General features: G+C 40.9%; 21 protein-coding genes. 6 read left to right on the top strand and 15 right to left on the bottom strand.

Going from position 1 to position 18,909, the window contains the following annotated elements; genetic code table 11:
• Positions 1–273, top strand: coding sequence for a UBP-type zinc finger domain-containing protein (locus SNE25_RS11005; protein ID WP_321565151.1), 273 nt, complete (start codon positions 1–3; stop codon positions 271–273).
• A 29-nt stretch (positions 274–302) separates the two neighbouring features.
• On the opposite strand, the gene SNE25_RS11000 is transcribed toward SNE25_RS11005, so the two are convergent.
• The 7 genes from SNE25_RS11000 to SNE25_RS10970 all read right to left on the bottom strand — a co-directional run bounded on the left by SNE25_RS11000 (position 303) and on the right by SNE25_RS10970 (position 5,705).
• Positions 303–734: a DoxX family protein gene (locus tag SNE25_RS11000; protein WP_321565150.1), complete on the bottom strand. Its 432-nt coding sequence runs from the start codon at positions 732–734 to the stop codon at positions 303–305.
• Positions 735–946: 212 nt separating this feature from the next.
• Entirely contained in the window at positions 947–1,942 is a 996-nt protein-coding gene (locus SNE25_RS10995; RefSeq protein WP_321565149.1) for a sugar phosphate isomerase/epimerase family protein, read from the bottom strand.
• Between the two features lie 82 nt (positions 1,943–2,024).
• The gene (locus tag SNE25_RS10990) at positions 2,025–2,513 is read right to left on the bottom strand and encodes a hypothetical protein (RefSeq protein ID WP_321565148.1); all 489 of its coding nucleotides are present in this window, start codon (positions 2,511–2,513) and stop codon (positions 2,025–2,027) included.
• A gap of 631 nt (positions 2,514–3,144) precedes the next feature.
• On the bottom strand, positions 3,145–4,236 hold the full coding sequence (locus tag SNE25_RS10985; RefSeq protein WP_321565147.1) for a DUF3810 domain-containing protein: 1,092 nt from the start codon (positions 4,234–4,236) through the stop codon (positions 3,145–3,147).
• 132 nt (positions 4,237–4,368) lie between these two features.
• Complete coding sequence (locus tag SNE25_RS10980; protein WP_321565146.1) at positions 4,369–4,887, bottom strand: DUF2911 domain-containing protein; 519 nt, start codon at positions 4,885–4,887, stop codon at positions 4,369–4,371.
• A 268-nt stretch (positions 4,888–5,155) separates the two neighbouring features.
• On the bottom strand, positions 5,156–5,359 hold the full coding sequence (locus SNE25_RS10975; RefSeq protein ID WP_321565145.1) for a hypothetical protein: 204 nt from the start codon (positions 5,357–5,359) through the stop codon (positions 5,156–5,158).
• A gap of 106 nt (positions 5,360–5,465) precedes the next feature.
• The gene (locus tag SNE25_RS10970; protein ID WP_321565144.1) at positions 5,466–5,705 is read right to left on the bottom strand and encodes a hypothetical protein; all 240 of its coding nucleotides are present in this window, start codon (positions 5,703–5,705) and stop codon (positions 5,466–5,468) included.
• A 189-nt stretch (positions 5,706–5,894) separates the two neighbouring features.
• On the opposite strand from SNE25_RS10970, the gene SNE25_RS10965 reads away from it, so the two are divergent.
• On the top strand, positions 5,895–6,524 hold the full coding sequence (locus SNE25_RS10965) for a DUF47 domain-containing protein (protein ID WP_321565143.1): 630 nt from the start codon (positions 5,895–5,897) through the stop codon (positions 6,522–6,524).
• A 70-nt stretch (positions 6,525–6,594) separates the two neighbouring features.
• Here the strand turns inward: SNE25_RS10965 and SNE25_RS10960 are convergent, their stop codons facing one another.
• Positions 6,595–9,120 (bottom strand): TonB-dependent receptor domain-containing protein, encoded by a 2,526-nt coding sequence (locus SNE25_RS10960; RefSeq protein ID WP_321565142.1) that lies wholly within the window; start codon positions 9,118–9,120, stop codon positions 6,595–6,597.
• Between the two features lie 122 nt (positions 9,121–9,242).
• The gene (locus SNE25_RS10955; RefSeq protein ID WP_321565141.1) at positions 9,243–9,656 is read right to left on the bottom strand and encodes an EamA family transporter; all 414 of its coding nucleotides are present in this window, start codon (positions 9,654–9,656) and stop codon (positions 9,243–9,245) included.
• A gap of 399 nt (positions 9,657–10,055) precedes the next feature.
• On the opposite strand from SNE25_RS10955, the gene SNE25_RS10950 reads away from it, so the two are divergent.
• Positions 10,056–11,093: a fatty acid desaturase gene (locus SNE25_RS10950; RefSeq protein ID WP_321565140.1), complete on the top strand. Its 1,038-nt coding sequence runs from the start codon at positions 10,056–10,058 to the stop codon at positions 11,091–11,093.
• Positions 11,094–11,220: 127 nt separating this feature from the next.
• Here the strand turns inward: SNE25_RS10950 and SNE25_RS10945 are convergent, their stop codons facing one another.
• The 3 genes from SNE25_RS10945 to SNE25_RS10935 are packed head-to-tail and all read right to left on the bottom strand — an operon-like array spanning position 11,221 to position 12,441.
• Positions 11,221–11,670, bottom strand: coding sequence for an SRPBCC family protein (locus tag SNE25_RS10945; RefSeq protein WP_321565139.1), 450 nt, complete (start codon positions 11,668–11,670; stop codon positions 11,221–11,223).
• Positions 11,671–11,684: 14 nt separating this feature from the next.
• Complete coding sequence (locus SNE25_RS10940) at positions 11,685–12,008, bottom strand: ArsR/SmtB family transcription factor (protein WP_321565138.1); 324 nt, start codon at positions 12,006–12,008, stop codon at positions 11,685–11,687.
• Complete coding sequence (locus tag SNE25_RS10935; RefSeq protein ID WP_321565137.1) at positions 11,989–12,441, bottom strand: SRPBCC family protein; 453 nt, start codon at positions 12,439–12,441, stop codon at positions 11,989–11,991. Before SNE25_RS10935 ends, SNE25_RS10940 begins: the two co-directional genes overlap by 20 nt.
• 219 nt (positions 12,442–12,660) lie before the next feature.
• On the opposite strand from SNE25_RS10935, the gene SNE25_RS10930 reads away from it, so the two are divergent.
• Together SNE25_RS10930 and SNE25_RS10925 are read left to right on the top strand one after the other, a co-directional pair.
• The gene (locus SNE25_RS10930) at positions 12,661–13,101 is read left to right on the top strand and encodes a hypothetical protein (protein ID WP_321565136.1); all 441 of its coding nucleotides are present in this window, start codon (positions 12,661–12,663) and stop codon (positions 13,099–13,101) included.
• A gap of 134 nt (positions 13,102–13,235) precedes the next feature.
• A complete protein-coding gene (locus SNE25_RS10925) occupies positions 13,236–14,135 on the top strand; it encodes a hypothetical protein (protein ID WP_321565135.1) in 900 nt (299 codons plus the stop codon).
• A gap of 130 nt (positions 14,136–14,265) precedes the next feature.
• On the opposite strand, the gene SNE25_RS10920 is transcribed toward SNE25_RS10925, so the two are convergent.
• Positions 14,266–16,482, bottom strand: coding sequence for a putative Ig domain-containing protein (locus SNE25_RS10920; protein ID WP_321565134.1), 2,217 nt, complete (start codon positions 16,480–16,482; stop codon positions 14,266–14,268).
• A gap of 279 nt (positions 16,483–16,761) precedes the next feature.
• On the opposite strand from SNE25_RS10920, the gene SNE25_RS10915 reads away from it, so the two are divergent.
• Positions 16,762–17,118, top strand: a complete 357-nt coding sequence (locus tag SNE25_RS10915) for a hypothetical protein (RefSeq protein WP_321565133.1) — start codon at positions 16,762–16,764, stop codon at positions 17,116–17,118.
• A gap of 127 nt (positions 17,119–17,245) precedes the next feature.
• Here SNE25_RS10915 and SNE25_RS10910 read toward each other — a convergent pair whose 3' ends face one another.
• A complete protein-coding gene (locus SNE25_RS10910) occupies positions 17,246–17,455 on the bottom strand; it encodes a heavy metal-binding domain-containing protein (RefSeq protein WP_321565132.1) in 210 nt (69 codons plus the stop codon).
• Positions 17,456–17,457: 2 nt separating this feature from the next.
• Positions 17,458–18,909, bottom strand: coding sequence for a PepSY domain-containing protein (locus tag SNE25_RS10905; protein WP_321565131.1), 1,452 nt, complete (start codon positions 18,907–18,909; stop codon positions 17,458–17,460).

Below are 18,909 nucleotides of genomic sequence, written 5' to 3'. Positions count from 1 at the left end.
ATGACGGAAGAAGAAGTATGCGGGCATTTAGCTGCCGTTACCAATATCAAACAGCCAAGAGAATACGTTTGCGAGGAGTGTGTAAAAACACATTCCTCGTGGATGCACCTGCGCACGTGTCAAACCTGCGGGGTTACACTTTGCTGTGATAGTTCGCCCAATACACACATGACCAAACATTTTGAGGCGAGCAACCACCCGGTAGTTATATCGGCCGAACCCGGCGAACGCTGGTTATGGTGTTATATAGATGAGCAGGCTATAGGATATTAACATAGGATTGTGAGTTTCACTCACAATCCTTACTCTGAAAGATATTTATCCAGCGATATTGGTCCCGAACCTATAATAGTAAAAAGCACCAATAGTATAAGCGCTGTAACAGATGGCCAGGCCATGGCATTAATGGGCTCCTGGAAAATACCGGTTAAAAATACCGCTCCTAAAACTATCGGTATCTGAATAATAGATGCCAGCCGGGTTAATATGCCTAAAGCTATCAGTATCCCCCCTACCATATGGGCAAAGGTTACATAATACACCAGGATCATTAATACCAAAGGCGAGAGATCTACTACATCCTGACTGTCAATAAGGCTTTTAAGGTATGAGGTATTCTCCATAAAAGCTACACCTTTCAGCAGCAAAAATACACCAAGTGCTATACGCACAAAATCAAGAATTTTAGGGTGATGGGTATCGCCCCAGTTTTCAATTTTATGAACTAAGTTCATTACTTTCTCCTTTCTTTTTTTTAAAGGTTAATTGGTTAAGGTACGCAGGGGTTTTATTGGGGATAAAAGCGGCTGCATTACTTTTACTAAATATAGTAACAAACTTGTTATAAATGCAAATTGTTTGTTTTGCAATCAAAAAATAGATAATTGTGTGGGTGAGGTATGAAGCAATGACACACCGGCTTTAGAAAGGAATAAATTATATAAAATCACAACCCGTTATCTTTTAGCCAACCTCTTAAGGTAGCCAGATCTTTTTGAACTACAGCCGTAAACGCTTGCTTGCTGATGGAGATCTGCTTAGCGCCATCCTGCGCACCACCCAGGGCATCATATTCGCAATGTAAACTAAGCGGACCTCCTATATTATTTTGCTTTATAACTCCGAAATACTTTTTAAAATCAACCATTCCACCGCCCAGCGGAACGCTCTTTACCTCCCATTTTCCATCTTTTTTCTCCCAATAAAAATCTTTGACGTTGGTAGTTTTAATATAAGGTATCAGCGGTTGTATGGAGGTAGCCCAGGTATCCGCCCCTTCGGTTGTAGCATGTCTTATATCGTACTGGCAGCCAATAAAAGCCGGATCAAGATCCTTCAGTGCCAGCCACAGATCCCATATGGATGCCCCGAAAAGATTACCGGAATGGTTTTGGTATGCGCCATGAATATGGTATTGCTTATTTAAGGCTGACAAACCCGATAGTTGTTTGCTGATAACCTGCAAATTTTCGGGCACACTGATGGCATTGTTATAATTGAACCAGGCGGTGCGGTAATATTTTATACCCAATGCCGATGCAGCTTTTAAAATATCCACCGTGTGTTTTTCATCGGGTTGCTTAATATTGGTTACTATGGAGTACACTTTTAAGCCGGCCTTGTCAACAGCTGCAACCGCTTTGGGTAAATCGATGGCAACATTTTCAGGCAGCACATGGCCATCCGGACGTACGGTAAGGTCAACCCCATCAAAGCCCATTTCGGCCGCCAACGCGGCCATATCGGTATAATTAAGCCAGTGCAGGTGTTTGGAGAATATGCTAACCTTAATTTTTTCGGCAGGAGTAGAATTGTTAACTCCTCTACCGTTTAGCGTTAGTGGGTTAGTGGTATCCTTACCCATGGCGTTCAGACCAAACGGAATGCCGGCAGTGGCAAGCGCGGCAGTAGTCAGAAATTTTTTCCGGCTAATGGTTTTCATAAGCTTTATAAATTGGTTATGCAATATAATAAAGCCCTGCTGCATTTTAATGAGAAAGTACAGGTCAATTATCGCCTATAGGTTAATCAAAACCTAAAAACTCCTTTTGTTTTACTTCTACCGAACCAAATGTATTATCGCGGTTCACAAAAATGCTGATATGAAAAAAGTTATTGTCAAACAGGTAAATGTTATTGATGGCATCGGCTCCCTGGATATTCATTTTTAACCCTGCGCTTTTTGCCTGGGTTATTAAGTTAAATAAATGCTGCGTGGTTTGTGATTTATAGGTAACCGTGCGCAGTGTACTGCCATTGCTGAGTTTGGTGCCCACGCCTATAATTACGGTTTCTTCTTTTTTATTGGTGCCAATCTTGTGCAGGTACTCCAGGGTATTGCCGTTTACATCCTGCAGGTACTCCTTTTTGAAACCTTTGCCTAATACCAGATAGTTATGCGCTTCGTCATTTGGGAGATTGGATATGTTGGTAAGATCATTAATAGTGATACTTTGACCAAACAAATTGGCACAACAAAAAGCCAGCAAGGCGATCAGAAGATATTTTTTCATTTTATACTATGAGTACACTTTGTTTATTAAGTAAATCAAACCTGATGCCACGGGCAAAGCATCCGGCATAATAACCATTCCGGGGCCGTATTTACCATGTCTTAACGCCACTTCTATCACATTTTTAACTCTCCGATAAAAAGGCCGGGGTATTCCTAACTACCGCCATGTGAAAGTTTTTTCACAGGTTGGGTAATTAAAAATATTTCAATTGCGAGGCGTTAAACGGAAAAAAATCTTAGCACTATCGCCCGGTAACAATATTTTTACCTGTTAAACAGGCCTTTTGGATGTGAAAAGTAAATAGCATTTTAATAATAACAGTAAATTTGACGCTTAATCAGATAATATTTATAACAGACCTGCGTTCCTATTCAATTATTCATAATTGAAGTTTGAGTTGACTGATTAAACTCAATATAGCTATACAGGTACAAGATAAAAAATTTGTTTACGGATGCTGTTCATCGGTAAATATAGAAGAGCTTGGGTACTCATAAGCATGATATCTGAGATTTAGTTGATACAATATCGTTTGAGATGGTATTGCAATGCGTTCCGGGGTGAGATACGGAACGCATTTTTTATTTTAGTTTATTGGCTGCTACTCAACTTCTGTATAACGCGTTCTCTAATTAACCCAGTACTTCCGTTCAAGGGCCATTACCAGCAATACCATGCGGTTATATGTTTCAAGTCCACCGGGTTGGTTGTTGGCCTTCAAAAAATTATCATAAAAAACGCTGCTTATGGCGCTCAGCTTGTTCTGGTATGATAGCCAGTAGTCGTGCTCTATTTTAAAATCATGGCGTACATTTTTTGAAATGCCGGCTTTTAATTCTTTATAAGCTATAGTATCGCGCCGGCCTAATGAGTACATAAACTCGCTAACTGCCAGGTGGTATGCCGAATAACGCAGCAACCTGTCGCGAGAATTAACCGCCACTATAAAACCAGCAAAATCAGCTTCATCCTCGGCTCCGTACCCCATCTGGTGCGACATTTCGTGGCAGGCCACAAACGGCCGGTTAAAAACCGGCATCTGGTAATTGATCTGCGCTTCGGAGGTAAAAGGATTATAATATCCCGATGTACCAATATAGTTGAGCAAAAATGTTAGCAGCGAAGGCTTAATATCGGGATGATACGAACGAAAACTAACAGAATCTGTTGAGAGCGATTTTACAGCCTGTACGGCAGTTTGATAAATAGTACTGTTTGTTTGGGCCATATCGGCATGAGTAACGCGTGCCCTGGTAATATTAGCACTATCAATAAGCAGTTTGGTTACGGCTCTCAGATCGGCAGTGGTAAAGGAGGTATCTCTCAAATTTAATCGTTCGGCAGCTGATGGCCTGAAATAATTCATACCCCAGAAAAGATAAAAAGCTAATATGCCTACCTCAACGCCTATAACCAGTCCTAATAATTGCATCCCTATTATTTTAAACTGTTTTTTAAAAAGCAGTTTAAAAAGCCCAACCATCTTATAAATTAAATAAGCTATAACCGCGATGTATAACACATCGCCAATACTAAACGGAAATAAGTTTAAAACAGGATGAAATACACTGCAAATGAATATATAAAAACCGCCGGAGTAATACCGCTCAACAGATGACGGGTAATTTGCCCATTGCATCAGCATAAAAACAGCCAGTGTTAATAATAATATGGCAGCTATTCGTTTTAATAAAATTTTTGTAGCGGGGTTATAACGCATTGGTTGCGTAAATATAGAAGTAATAGTTGTTTGTTAAAATAATACTCCCGCTAATAGCAGTAATGATTCTTCATTATAAAAAAAGCCCCCAATTCAGGGGGCTTTAATGCGATCAGGTTAATTAAAAAATCTTTACTTGATAGAAACAGGTACTTCAAATGTATCCCATCTTAAATTGAAACCTGTTTTATTGATAGCATAGGTAAGGCTTTCCTGTTTTGGAGCGGTTTTTCCTTTAACAGTAACCCTTAGCTGGTCGTTGCTTTCTTTGTAGGTATATGCGCCCCATTGCTTCGGATTTTTGTCGAAAATAAGTGTCCATGTGCCGCTTGCAGACGGGATAACAAAAAATGCATATCTACCTGCCGGAAGCGGTTTACCTTCTACCTTTATGGCTTTGCTGGTAGTAATGCTGGTAGCCGAATCTGCACCGGCACGCCATACCTTATCAAAAGGCACCAGTTCGCCTAATACTTTACGGCCCTTTACGTAAGGACTGCCGTATTTAATTTTAATGGTTGAACCTGCTACCACCGCAGTTGTGCTATCATGCGGGCTTGCCGGCTTTTTGTTTTGTGCTTGCGCAAAAGTTGCTGTTAAAAGCGCAACTGCTACAAGCATTGCTGCTTTTAGTTGAAATACTCTTCTCATATTTTTCATATTTTATTGTATAAATATAAGATGAAATTTATTTGATTATCCACTGTCATGATAAATAAAAGTGAATTTAACACATCAGAAAATAAATATTCCAGACAATTGAAACTAATTGATATACAGAAGCGTTATATTATAAGAAAGCCACATTGCAGTTAGGAATTGACCTTAGGGTTTCATAGCCTTAAGGTTAAACAATTGTTGTGGTTTTTTTTAACCCTTGCCGCAAGGCAGGGGTTTTTTATTTTTTTGCAAGTATGCACTATTGCTGATCAGCATTTTCTCTGATCTCTTCCCAGTAAATGGTTTCGCAATAAATGCCATTTTGAATAGCTACCTTGTTTTTTACTTCCTGCAATTCGGCCCTGATCTCCCCGGCAGAACGTTCACTGCTTATGGAGTGATAATAAATTACATAACCAGTTTTACTGTTTATAAATTTATAATGTCTATCAGCGGGTTTCATGTATAATGAGCTTGTGTAACTATAATAACAAGGACGGGCATATTGTTTTATCCAGACTTAAATGTTACACAGAATTTTAAGAGAAATATATCTGGGATGAACCTGGTTAGCATGCTTTAAAAAGCAATGCCATGTCTGCAAGTTCGTTATCAGTAATTGACTCGGGATTTTCAAATTGCTTCATAATTATATTCGCAGGGAAATTAATGCTCCCTCCCGATGTTTTAACCATAACACCTTTATCAAAAATACTATGGTTTTTATAGTCGCCAATGAGGTAATTATATTGCGATAGCCTTATCAATAATTCAACAATAGCATAAGTAGGCAAATGGTGTTTAGACATGCAGCAAAGATAAGCCAACCATTTGATAATATTTAATTAACACTACATTAACAATAGCGTGACTTTTAACAGCAAATTAATATCTACATTTATCGGCGATACAATCAATGGTTTAATTAAGTTAAGAAACTAATATACAGTATTTTAATTACACCAATATTTAAAGAACAGGATCATAAAGATTTAACTATGTCGATACTCCCTAACTCTAATAAAATTTTTTATGATTTGTTTAACAGGATTGCGGCCAATGTTGTTGAAATGGCAACTCTGTTAAATACTGCCGTAAACTCTAAGGATATTTTTGAGCAAAAGTACAATTTTACCCATATTGATAAATTAAAGATCAAGAGTTACGAGGTTACTCACCAGGTTTATTCAGAGTCGGGTAAACAACTGGTATCTCCATTTCAGCGCAAGGACATGTGCGACCTGGCTGCCGCCATTGATGATGTTGCCGATAGTATTGCCATGGCCTCGCGCAGAATACACCTGTACGATGTGCCACAGATAACCCCACCTATTATTAGCCTGGCAAGCCTCATACTCCGAACAAGTACCGAATTGCAAAAGGCCATCAATGCCATGAACAACCTGGGTAACTCGGCTCATATATTTGAGCTTTGCAGCAGCATCAAAAAACTGGAGTATCAGGCTGATACCGTTTATAACGAAGCTTTTGCCGATCTGCTGGCCAATGAAACCGATGCCATACAGCTTATAAAATATACCGATGTTTTTATGGCGATGGAAACCGCTACAGACAGCTGCGAAGATGCCACGCTTATTATTGAAAGCATCCTGATAAAAAACGGTTAATAGTATAAATCCATTTTATCATCTGCCAAATAAAAAAGCGATGCTGAACTATTTCAGCATCGCTTTTTTATTATTTACTTTTACCGCCGCCATTGCTGCCTGCATTGTCTTTAGGTTTTTCTAAAGGAGGTGTATCGGGGCTGTTATTCGTATCGTCGTCTTTATTGTCCCTGTTATCTCTGTCATCCTTCTTAAAGTCGAGCTTGCCAAATTTGTAGCTCAGGCTTATACCAAATGAACGTATAGGTACCTGCCTGATGTTTACCTGGTTAAAGTTGCTGCCAAATGTTGTTGAACGCTGGCCAACAAAATTGGCAAACGGATTTGACGCCGTAAGCCCAAAGCTGAATTTTTTATTCAGGATCATTTTACGCATAGCAATGTTGTAGAACACAAATTTAGGGTCGGTTCCCTGAATGTCTTTTTGCGATGACCTGTAGTTACCAAAAAACTCGGCGCTCAGGTCATGCCCAAAATTATACTGCACATTCATGTTAATACGGTAAGAAAAACCGGTTACGCTCTTGCTGCCCGGATTATTGCTGGTACGCGCAGAAAAGAACATATTTGAGCGTACGCTCAACTTGTCCGTAATAGGTACTGAACCATACAGGTTAATGCCTTCGCGTGTTTGTGATCCCAGGTTATACCGCTGGCTTAATGATACCTGCGAATAAGTAACACCATTTACTACAAGCGAATCATAAAAAGTGGTGAACTGCTGTATATCATTGGTGTTGTGGCGGTAAAACGCGGCTATATTAATGTTTGCTCCTTTATCAAATGATTTATTGTAACCGAGTTCAAAATTATTGCCAAGCTCGGGCTTAAGGTTAGGGTTACCGGTATTGATGTTATGCGGATCGCTGATATTTAAAAAGGGGTTCAGGTCGCCATAATCGGGGCGCTGCACACGCCGGGTATAGCTTATTTTGATAGACTGGCTGTTTCCCAACTTATGAGATAAAACCAATGATGGCGCCAGTATATTATAATTGGGGATGTTTGTACCCTCAAAATCAGCTTTAGTGGTGGTGTACTCATCCCTCAAACCGGCCTTTATATCCAGAAAGTTATTAAACACCGATGTGGTGGCCGACAAATAATAGGCATATATTTTACGGTGATATGAAAAGCCATAAGTTTGATTGGCATTAGGCACAAACACGCCGTCTTGTAAAGTGTCGGTTATAATATTGTTGTTAATGTTATTAAAGTCGAGCTTGGCGCCGGTTTCAATGGTAAAGCTTTTACTTACAGGGTGAGTATAATCGACAGAAATATTGGTTTCCCTGTCTTTACCGGGGTTATTATTTGATATACCTGACGATGGTATGTCTGCGTTTAAATAATCCTGCTGCTGAAAAGAGCTGAAAGTATTGCGGCCAAAACTTTCGGTGTACAACACATTAAGCTCCTGCCCCTCTTTTTCAAATGTCTTTTTATAATTTAAGCTTACATCTGTTGATGTACCGTTAAACTTACTGCTTGAGTTACGGATGCTTTTAAAGTCGGATATTTCCTCACCGAGCGCGTTTACTTGTCTTTGATCCTGGTTGGTAATGCCATTGCCATGATTACCGAAATGATTAAACCCGATAGAGCCGGTAAGATCATCATGCTTGCTGATATTCCAGGTAAGGTTTAAGCCCGATTCATACCCGTTGCGGGTAAAATTACTGCTGCCCTGTTGAAATAGGGTTGTGGTATTATGCGCTGAATCTGTTGAAGTACGGTTACGCGTGTTTGGCGAGTTACTGTTAAGCTGGGCATTACCGCTAAAAAAAGCGTTTACGCCAAAATTTCCCTTACGCACATTGAGGTTAAACGAGCCGTTTTCACGGCGGGTACCTGCCGATAGGTTAACACTTCCGTTTACCCCCTCTACCCGGCTATCCTTTAAAATAATGTTCACAATACCACCGGTTCCGGCCGCATCATACTTGGCCCCAGGACTTGTAATTACTTCTATGCTCTTGATCTGACTGGCCGGTATGCTCTGAAGTGCATCAGCAAGGCTGGCCCCAAAAATACTGGAGGGCTTTCCGTTTATTAAAAACCGAATATTGGAATTACCCTGCAGTTCCACATTGCCGTCAATGTCAACGGTTATCTGCGGTACTTTTTTTAAGATATCAATAGCCACCCCACCCTGCGCGCTCAGGTCATTTTGAGGGTTATAAACCATTTTGTCTATCCTGTTTTCAACAGTTGGGGTTTTAGCAACTATAGTTACACCTTTTAACTGGTGCGGTACAGGAGCCAGCAGTATTTCACCTATTACTGTGCTGGCGCCATTTTTAACAATTACATGCTCAATGATGCTACGCTGATAACCTAAAAAATCGGCCGTAACCTTATATTCTCCGTCTGGTATATTATCCACTGTAAAACGTCCCTTAGGATCGGTACTGATGCCATTAAAAGGCGATGTACTACCTTGCTTATAGACAGATACTGTTGCATAGTCTACAGGCTGTTTGGTAGCAGCATCAGTAACCTTACCGCTTATTTTACCCTTGGCGGCGGGATTAACCTGAGCTTGTACGCATACAGTAAAAAAAGTAAACAGAAACAGGATATAAATGGCTTTCATTGATTCAACAGGGCTTTAAGCTGCGAATTTGAAAAGAAAGATTGGATAAATATTGAATTTTATGAATTGTTGTGTATTTGTTACAAAAAGGTTAATAAATTAGCATAACGATTGCCATAATATTAAAATATAAGCACTATAGTACCTGCGATAATGAGCAGGGCTCCCGACGCGGTTTTGAAGGTAAGTGGCTCTCCCAGAAACAAAACCGACAACACTATAGCTATCGCCACGCTCAATTTATCAACCGGTGCCACCTGCGACACTTTCCCCAATTGCAGCGCTTTAAAATAGCATATCCATGAAAGCCCGGTGGCACAGCCCGAGAGTATAAGGAATGTCCAATTGGTTTTGGTTAAGCCACTTATACCGTTGTTATTACCTTTAAACAATACAATGGCCCAGGCCAGTATCAATATCACCACGGCACGGACAGCAGTAGCCAGATCGGTATCCACCCCCTTTATGCCTACTTTGGCAAATATTGCGGTAAGTGCAGCAAAAAGTGCTGATAGTAAGGCGTATATCCACCACATAGTTTCGCTGATTTTAAATTAATAACTGATGCTATAATTGTACAATTAACGTGCTAATTTGCTTACCTATTCTGTAGTAAATCTGTTTTGGCTTAATTATTCGGTTCAGCTCAACTTTTAAATTTATTGTCTTGTGCTGCTAAATTAGTCCAGGCTGCCCATAGTTCAGTGATGGAAAATTATAATCTCATAAAATTTATTTAAGTTCGGCACAGTTTGAACAAGGCACCCGAAAACCCCTCCCAAACAATTTTAAGGTATTGGTTTTCAAGTATCCATAAGCATTTTTATATAAAATATTCGTGAAATGTTTATGAAGTTTTTGCTTTGTATGATAATTTTTTACTAAAAAATGATATTTTCAACACGTTATTGTTATCTTTAACGTTTACAATTTATATGACTAAGAAAACTGATTTTGTTTATTCCCAGGAGTCTGAACCTCATCGCATTCGTACTAAAAAAATCTTAAAGCAATTTCCCGAGCTCAGAAAGCTGATAGGTAAAAACCCCAATACCATATTTGCAATTATAGGTTTAGTGGCTTTCCAGGTAGTTTTAGCCTGGTTTCTGCGCGACCAATCATGGTGGCTGATTTTTGGTGCAGCTTACTTATTAGGTGCCTTTGCCGATCATGCTTTGTTTGTAATGATACATGAGTGTACCCACCAGTTGTTGTTCAAAAATCGTAACGCCAACCGCTGGGCTTCTATGTTTGCCAATTTACCGCAGATATTGCCAAGCGCCATATCCTTTGAAAAATATCATATCAAACACCACTCTTTTCAGGGAGTACATGAACTTGACGCAGATTTACCGAACAAATGGGAAGCCAAACTGATCAATAATTCGTTTTTTGGCAAAGCGCTTTGGCTGCTGTTTTTCCCTGTTTTTCAAATTTTCCGCTTATCAAGGCTCAGAGAAATTCACCCTATTGATGGCTGGATAGTTACCAACTTTGTACTGCAAGCTGTATTTACAACTGCTATATGGTATTTTATGGGTTGGCCGGCCGTGGCGTTTTTACTGTTAAGTTTCTCTTTTTCGGTTGGCCTGCACCCGCTTGGTGCCCGCTGGGTTCAGGAACATTACCTCACCCACAGTGTGGAGCAGGAAACATACAGCTATTATGGCAATTTTAACGTAGTAGCCTTTAACGTGGGCTTTCATAATGAGCATCATGATTTTCCTTCTATCCCCTGGAATAAACTTCCACAAATAAAGAAAACAGCGCCCGAGTATTATGATACACTTTACTATCATACCTCATGGACCAAGCTATTTTTACGTTTCCTGTTTGATCGTGAAATTTCATTATTTAACCGCATCCTGCGTAAAGACCGCGGGCGGGTTGCGCTTACTGATATATCAAAGCCCGATATAGATCTGGTTAAAACCGATTCTTTAAAACCCGCGCTTGAACCAATTGTCAAATAAAAAAAATTGGATAAAGAGGTTCTTTTAAAGGCAAGGCCATTAAGTTAAGGCCTTGAAAGCTTAAAACAAAAAAACCGGATCGTGATCCGGTTTTTTTGTTTTAAAGGATGTTATACCTGTATTTTATTTATTCTACCCTGGGATTAGGTTCGCCTTTACCTGTAGTGATAAGGTTTTGCAAACTACCCTTAATATAGCTGCTCCACGCATCAAAGCAAACATCATAACATTCATATGCCGGAACCAGCCCCCAGTGGGTGAAAAGGAGCTGCGTTTTTCCGTCCTTTTCAGAAATATCAAAGCTGATCTTTGTACCTATCCACTCTGTTTTGTCTTCCGTGAAACTGAAATAGTTGTCCAGTACCTGCCAAACTACTTTTTTGTCGGGTATTACTTCTATTAATTTCATGGTGCATTTATGAAGCTCCCAACGCTGGTAGGTAAACTCATCGTTGAGTTGCTCTGTACCGCCATCAATCCTTTCGGACCACCACCCGCGTACATTATTCACCGCATTAAATACTTCTTTAGGGGTGTTATCTACCGAAAATGTAGTGTTAAAATCTGGTGTAGTCATTTTTTTTGTTTTTTTTAGTTAGGTAATTTGTTATTTAATAAGGTTTCTAACTTTTTCAGTTTCGATGCCCAGAACTCATCAAAATACGAGAGCCAGGCCTGCAGTTCTTCGAAGCCTTCCTTTTTCAGCGTGCAATATCGCTCCCGGCCCATATCCTGGATGGAAATAAACCCGGCTGTTTCCAATATCTTAATGTGCTTTGATACGGCAGGTCGGCTCATATCGAAATTAGCTGCAAGGCTATTGATTGTAAGACTATTAGCCGACAGCATCATCAGCATCTTTCTCCTGCTGGGATCCCCGATCACTTGGAATACATCAAGCGTTGGTATGGCCATGTTGTTTGGCGTTTAAAAGTTTATTAATATTTTCGAGCTTTTCCACCCAGCCCTGGAGCAAACCATTGTAAAAATCCAGGTTTTCTTTTTTGGCGAAACCGCTATGCTCCAGGAAAAGCTCAGTGCCTTTATCCTTCGGCTCCAATTTCCATATCACTACAGAATCAAGCGAAATTTCACCCCCACCGGGACCGCTCCTCCAGGAGTAGGAAAGTTTTTTAAATGGTACTATCTCTAATACTTTGCAGTAAAAGATACCATCGAAATCCAGGCTGGGTATGGGCCCGGTTCTAAATTGAAAGTCAAACCCGATGATGGGTTGAAAATTATTTTTCATGAGCCATTGCTCCATCAGTTCAGATTTCGTGAGGTACTCCCAAACCATTTCAACCGGATGAGAGAAGGAAAATTGGTGTTTAATAATCTTTGCCATAATAGGTAACTTTTAAGTTACTCAAATGTAAATGTAACTTCTGAGTTACGCAAATATTTTTTAAAAATAAATTTCCCTTGATAATGTTACTATATCACTTAAACTTGATGACTTTCCTTTTAAAAGACTTTTAATTGGCAATGTTTCCTGTTCAAAAATCAATCAACACTTATAAAAATCAATATAAAATTTATTATAATTGCTAATATTTTTAGCAATATGGATTTAATTAGCACAGCAGACCAGCTCATTATATTTAGCCGCTATATTGGGCAACAGGTAATGATCAACAGCCTTTTAAATAATGAAATATCCTTTGGCACCCTTATGGGAGTTAAGCAAAACGGCATATTAGTTAGTATCAAAGGTGTAAACCGCTGGCTGCCGCTTTACGACGATTTTAAAGTTTGCGAAATAAAGTTGCTGCTAAAGCCGCTGAATAAATTAACTCCTGATATTATCACCGTTGCAAACAGCCTGCCCGTTCAGGCATTTATAACACCTTATTATCAGCAATCGGGATTTGATATGCCGGTTTTTATAGCTCCTGGCCATCCCTGCAATTGCAGATATGTACAGGAACTTGATCTTGCCGATTACAGGTCGGTAACAGAGATCTTTCAGCATAATACGCTTTTGCATGCGTTTGAATCTGCCTGAAGACTGGTGGCCGACAACCCTCAATTTTACCTTTTCAGTTAATCAATTCCCTCATTGTTTATCCCTTAGGCGCATTTAATTAATGCGATCTTCATAATATTTTGGTTAATTTGCGTTATTATTTGCAACAAATAATGAGCAGATCAAAAAAATTAAAATTAATAGTGCCGTTAGTCATCCTGATCTTTGTGGGGGCCTTTGCCAAGCACAGGCTATTTGACAAAGCGACGCAATCTGGTACGCTCAGCAGCAAACAAATGGGTGAAACATCCGGAATAGCGGCATCATCCATCAACCCTGATATTTATTACGTACATAATGACAGCGGCGATACCAGCCGCTTTTTTGCGATAACCCCCAACGGTAAATTAAAAACTACCATTTATTATAACGGCCTGAATAGTTCTTTAGGCGTGCGCGACTGCGAAGATATAGCAGTAGGCCCAGGGCCTGTTAGAGGCAAAAGTTATGTTTATATAGGCGATATTGGCGATAACAATAACGTGTGGCCCTATATTACTATTTACCGCATCCCTGAAAAAAAATCATGGGCAACGGATAGTTTAACTAATGTTACCGCCACTGCCATTAACCTGAAGTACCCTGATGGTGCAAAAGATGCAGAGACATTGATGGTTGACCCGGTTGAGAAGCTTTTTTACATTGTAACAAAACGTGGCGACACCGTAAATGTGTATACCGCCCCGCTAAAATCAGCCGCGCATGATACCCTCACCCTCACCAAACGCGCAAAACTCTTTTTCCCGGGGTTCAGTCCGTTTAAATGGATAACTGCCGGGGATATATCAAAAGACGGGCAGCAGGTTTTGTTAAAGAGCTATGAAAAGGTTTACTACTGGCACCGCCAGCCTCATGAGCACATCTGGGAAACTATGGTAAGAAAACCGGAGGAGCTACATTACAAAGCAGAAAAACAGGGTGAAGCGATTGGGTTTACACCCGATGGCAAAGGGTACTATACCACCAGCGAAGGCGTATTTGCCCCCATTTACTACTACGAAACACCAGAATAAACTGGTTTTACTATTTTCAATTGTCATCGACCAAAGGGAGAAATCTTATAAAAGCAGTGTATGCGCTTATAAGATTTCTCCTCGTGCCTTACGACGGGTGATAGCCTATTTTCAATCTGTCATGCACATATTATTTACTTACCTTAACCAGCATAACACCATGCGGCGCTACTTTAGCGCTGAATGTTTTACCGGTTGTTACAATATATTTCTGCTGCCATACATCCCTGAACTTAGTATAATCCTTTAATACAGGATCATTTTTATTAAGACTGATGGTTTGATATTTGTCAGACAGGTTAAATAGCCCTATGGCTTTGCCGCCATCTTTCAAATCCTTTACCCATATCTGGTAGTTGTCGCTTTTAACATACTTATTTGCTCCTTTGCCCAACGCGTCCTGGTCAATGGCCAGCACCTCATCATTGGTGAGCAAATTAAGAGTAAAGCTATCCAAATGGCTCATATCGCAACCAATAAGTAATGGCGACGAAAGCAGGCTCCATAAGCTGATATGTGTGTATTGCTCATCATAAGTAAGGCCGGTATTATGCAGGCTCGGCCCCCATCCTACTTTTCCTACAACCAGCATATCGGGATCGTTAAAATGCCCGGGCTGCGAAAACGGTGCGGCCTTGTCCTGGTTAAACCCAATTGACGACATGCTTCTCCAGGTGTCTTGTATATCGCCGGTAGTACGCCAGCTATTGCCGCCCACTTCAGCGCCCCACTCCCATACGTTACCCCAGCCGTATTGACAAAGGCTGTACATAATATCACGATTTATTTTATTAAGTGAGGTACGCATTACCTGGTAAGGTTTTTTGAGGCCTGCCAAATCTGGTTTGGGGTCGATTTCTGAATAGGCGCACCAATCGTATTTTAAATAATCAATTCCCCAGTCGCCATAAGTTTGCGCGTCCTGATCTTCATGCTGCCAGCTCCCTAAAAAGCCGCCGCAGGTACGCGGTCCCGGCGATGAGTAAATGCCCATGCGTAAACCCAGACTATGCACATAATCGCTCAGCCCTTTCATATCCGGAAATTTACTGTTGGCAACAATCTTTCCGTCGGGTTGGCGCTGTTCGGCCTCCCAGCCATCATCTATATTGATATAAGCCCAGCCATGTGCACTTAATCTGTCGGCCATAGCCTTGGCCGATGTGCGTACTTTTTTATCATCAACGCTTAAACCCCAGGCGTTCCAGCTGTTCCAGCCAAGTGCTGGTGTTAAGCCGATATTATCGCCGATAACAATAGTAAACTCTTTAGTTTTGCGGCCCAGCCTGTTGCTCACTGTAAATGTTACCGGGTACGAACCTTTTTGTGCTACCGTTCCGGTGATGATACCTGTTGAGGCATCCAGCTTTAAACCTTCTGGCAAGCCTTCCGCTTTATAGGTAAGCGGCTTGCGGCCGGTCGCGGGTATCAGATACAGGAATGGGTTACCCGGACGGACGCCAAAAACCTCGGCACCGTTTATTTTGGGTTTAGCCGAAGGATATGGTGTAAGCAGGTATGGTGTTGTTTCGGTTTGCGTTAATACCTTACCCGATTTTTCGTCGGTGAAAGTATAATTAATGGTATATGATTTTCTTGCTAAACGAGCTATTTCAAATGTATAGGTAAACGGTTTACCAATGGTAAAGGCGGCATCGTTTGTTTTTTCATACAAAACCGTGTTGGTTTCGGGATCGGTTACTTTAAATGCCAGTTTACCTTTGTAATCGTAATGATTGGTGGTAACCAGTTTAACGGCTTTGCTCAGGCTGTTACGTTCGCCGTAATTAAAATCGGCTTCGGTATCAACATTTACATGGTCCATCACATCGGCCATGGCAATACTAAAGTTGGTGCCATATATACCGCCGTCGCCGCCGGTATCATAAATACGTACAGCCAAAACGTTCTCTTTATCCCATAAGATAGCAGGATTATTTGCGGCAATAGTGTAGCTCCGCGGACCATAAAAAGCTCCTTTCATAATATCGCCGGTTTTGCCTCCGAACTTGCCTATCAGCTTGCCGTTCAAATAAACCTCATCATTGTCATCAACACTACCCAGGTTTATACGCAAGCTGTCCTTTAAGAATGCTTTTTCTTTTAGTGATGAAGGGATAACCACATGTATACGGTACCAGCCAAAACCATTATAATTGGGGTGCCCTTCCTGCTCCCAGCTATGGGCCACGTTAACGGCTGCCCAATGCTGATCGTTAAAAGTTGGTGATGCCCATTGCGTAGAATCACCTACGGCCAGCTTCCACCCGGTGGTTAATGAAATGTTTTGAGCCGAAGCGTTTAAAAAACACGCGGCAAGTACTATCAGTACAAGTAGTTTTCTCATTCAGGTAATTATTTAGGTATAACGGTTTTGTTTTCCGGGCGAACCGGAGAAGCTAAGATACATTATTCGTAAATAAAATGTATGCTTAACAATTATTCTTATTTAAGAAAATATCAATTGCTTGCGTGTGGTGTATAGTTAGTTAACAACCGTAAAACGCGCCTATAAAATCCCTGTGTAATAATTCAATGGTTTTATCATGAACCAGTAAAACTTAACCTGTAGTTCATGATTACTTTTAATGTGGTCTTTAATTTTGATTATTGAAAAACAAGATCCATGAAAAGGAAATTCTTAACAACTACCCTGTTAATTTGCTGCTTTTTAGCCAGCTTTGCCACTGTAGCCGATTTTTCTGGCATGTGGACCGGCACTTTAAAAACTGATTCGGGCGAAGTATATCCACTGCTTTATAACTTTAAAGTAGATGGTGATAAACTAACCGGAACAGCCAAAACCCCTAAAGGCGACCTGCCCATTGACGATGGTAAAATAACCGGTACCGACTTTAAATTTACCGTAACCCTAGGGGAACTGGAGATTGAACATACCGGTAAAATATATGATGATTCTATCAGTGTTGACATAGCGGCCAATGGCAGCAAGGCACATACTGTGCTGATGCGGAAGAAGTAGGCTTAAGGGATATAAGGAATGAGAGAGCCCCCTCTAAGTCTCCCCAAAGGGGGAGACTTTAAAAGCTTTTTTTAAAGCCCTCTCCTTTGGAGAGGGTTGGGTGAGGCTTCAGAATTTTTTGATATTGCTACTTATCTTCCGTAGTATCCCGCTCTACCAGTTCCATGCCGCATTTGGGGCAAACGCCGGGCTTATCGACACTTACGCCGGGGTGCATGGTGCAGGTATATTTACCCTTCTTTTGCTGCTTTTCAGTTGAGTGTCCCCCGCCATTGCAAGCTATTACAGCAACTAATGATAAAGCAGCCAGGCACCAGATTATGATTGATTTTTTCATGGTCATTTATTGTTAATAAAGGAAGCAAAGCCAAACAGTGATACAACCAGCACACCTAAGGCGGCCAACATACTTACTATATCCCGAACGTCTTTACCGGCCCAGGTCATGCCAAAATATTTGTGCAGAAAAATAAACGACAGGCCCTCGGCCCTGTCAATACCGGCAACTTTGGTGGCCAGTTTAGAGGTAGTTGTTTCTATGTACCAGTTGTCGCCGTTAGGGTAGCCTACCCGTTCAACCGGCAGGCGCTTATTGATAAATCCGTATTCTTCATCAAACTGTTTAATTACATCTACCTTAACCCTGCCTTTAAAGGTTTTTAAACCCGACGCAGTGGTATGATAGTAGGTGCTTAAAAAACGCGCGTAATCTTCGTCGCCAAGTTCCTGCTCTTTGCCGGTCAGGGTATTAAAATAAAGCACCTGTCTTTTATTGTCTACCACCTGGTAATAGGTATTATCGTAAAAACTCGCCACTCCTGTCTTTTTAATTGTGCTATCGGCCAGGGGTAGTTCCAGGTTTGAAAAACCTAACTGTTTGCGGTTAATCACCTGTCCGTAATCTGCCTTAAAGGGTTCATTATTATACAGCTTCACAAACAAATGGAACGCGCCACTGATAACAAATGTGAACATCACAAAGGAAACAATGATACCTATCTGTCGGTGATAACGATGCGTAACCCGATTAGCCTCTGTTCCCTTTACTTTTTGGTTTTGCCTGATAGTTTTGAACTTTTTCCATAGTAAACCATATATGGTTAATCCGCTTAGGAGGGTAAAGAGCATAATACTTACAATCACCAGTAAAAACGCGTTACGAAAAGTATCGCCGGCTATATCGGCCAAAAACTGCCAGGTATGGAACTGCTCAAACACCCACAAAAACGCTTTGCGGGTGTTATTGTTAAAGGTTCCCATGCGACTCTGGCCTGTTTCGATATAAACATCCATTCCGTCGGGGCGGTTAAAAGAAACCTTCCAAACAGGCAGCAGCCGGTTAATAGGTTGATACTCGCCATCGAAATTGGTTTGCAGCACAATACTTTTCATGGTAGATGTAGAGTCTTGTGTAAAAAAGCGGGCAAGGTATTCTGCATATTGTACATCGCCGTTTGGCAGTAATACTCCATCGGTGGCCGAATAATAATTGTAAGTGCTATCCTTTCCTAATACTTGGTAAAACGTGCCCTTAGTAAAATGGACAAGATTAAAATTCCGCAGCTCCTGCAGGTTATTCTTATCCATTACCTGCTGAATAGATAAAGCGGGCTTCATTTGGTTTTGCGACAAGGGTTTAAACACCTCCCGGGCAATCTGGGGCCTGAACCAGTTTGACATAAACGGGTGCGACAAGCCGCTCAGCGTCCAGAAGATTACCGGTACCAGCGCTATCAGCCCCAGTATGCGGTGCCATTTATAAAATTTACTTTTTACTGCTGATGGTGCCAT

Origin of the sequence: Mucilaginibacter sabulilitoris (assembly GCF_034262375.1) — a bacterium.
In the GTDB taxonomy this organism is placed as follows: Bacteria; Bacteroidota; Bacteroidia; order Sphingobacteriales; family Sphingobacteriaceae; genus Mucilaginibacter; species Mucilaginibacter sabulilitoris.
This window is presented reverse-complemented; position numbering and strand designations above follow the sequence as displayed.

Coding starts and splice junctions, on each gene's coding strand:
- SNE25_RS10955 (WP_321565141.1), bottom strand. CDS start 9,656: ATGTGGTGGATATACGCCTTACTATCAGCACTTTTTGCTGCACTTACC.
- SNE25_RS10910 (WP_321565132.1), bottom strand. CDS start 17,455: ATGAAAAAATCAATCATAATCTGGTGCCTGGCTGCTTTATCATTAGTT.
- SNE25_RS10945 (WP_321565139.1), bottom strand. CDS start 11,670: ATGACTACACCAGATTTTAACACTACATTTTCGGTAGATAACACCCCT.
- SNE25_RS11005 (WP_321565151.1), top strand. CDS start 1: ATGACGGAAGAAGAAGTATGCGGGCATTTAGCTGCCGTTACCAATATC.
- SNE25_RS10935 (WP_321565137.1), bottom strand. CDS start 12,441: ATGGCAAAGATTATTAAACACCAATTTTCCTTCTCTCATCCGGTTGAA.
- SNE25_RS10940 (WP_321565138.1), bottom strand. CDS start 12,008: ATGGCCATACCAACGCTTGATGTATTCCAAGTGATCGGGGATCCCAGC.
- SNE25_RS10915 (WP_321565133.1), top strand. CDS start 16,762: ATGAAAAGGAAATTCTTAACAACTACCCTGTTAATTTGCTGCTTTTTA.
- SNE25_RS10950 (WP_321565140.1), top strand. CDS start 10,056: ATGACTAAGAAAACTGATTTTGTTTATTCCCAGGAGTCTGAACCTCAT.
- SNE25_RS10960 (WP_321565142.1), bottom strand. CDS start 9,120: ATGAAAGCCATTTATATCCTGTTTCTGTTTACTTTTTTTACTGTATGC.
- SNE25_RS10975 (WP_321565145.1), bottom strand. CDS start 5,359: ATGAAACCCGCTGATAGACATTATAAATTTATAAACAGTAAAACTGGT.
- SNE25_RS10930 (WP_321565136.1), top strand. CDS start 12,661: ATGGATTTAATTAGCACAGCAGACCAGCTCATTATATTTAGCCGCTAT.
- SNE25_RS10995 (WP_321565149.1), bottom strand. CDS start 1,942: ATGAAAACCATTAGCCGGAAAAAATTTCTGACTACTGCCGCGCTTGCC.
- SNE25_RS11000 (WP_321565150.1), bottom strand. CDS start 734: ATGAACTTAGTTCATAAAATTGAAAACTGGGGCGATACCCATCACCCT.
- SNE25_RS10925 (WP_321565135.1), top strand. CDS start 13,236: ATGAGCAGATCAAAAAAATTAAAATTAATAGTGCCGTTAGTCATCCTG.
- SNE25_RS10965 (WP_321565143.1), top strand. CDS start 5,895: ATGTCGATACTCCCTAACTCTAATAAAATTTTTTATGATTTGTTTAAC.
- SNE25_RS10980 (WP_321565146.1), bottom strand. CDS start 4,887: ATGAGAAGAGTATTTCAACTAAAAGCAGCAATGCTTGTAGCAGTTGCG.
- SNE25_RS10920 (WP_321565134.1), bottom strand. CDS start 16,482: ATGAGAAAACTACTTGTACTGATAGTACTTGCCGCGTGTTTTTTAAAC.
- SNE25_RS10985 (WP_321565147.1), bottom strand. CDS start 4,236: ATGCGTTATAACCCCGCTACAAAAATTTTATTAAAACGAATAGCTGCC.
- SNE25_RS10905 (WP_321565131.1), bottom strand. CDS start 18,909: ATGGCACCATCAGCAGTAAAAAGTAAATTTTATAAATGGCACCGCATA.
- SNE25_RS10970 (WP_321565144.1), bottom strand. CDS start 5,705: ATGTCTAAACACCATTTGCCTACTTATGCTATTGTTGAATTATTGATA.
- SNE25_RS10990 (WP_321565148.1), bottom strand. CDS start 2,513: ATGAAAAAATATCTTCTGATCGCCTTGCTGGCTTTTTGTTGTGCCAAT.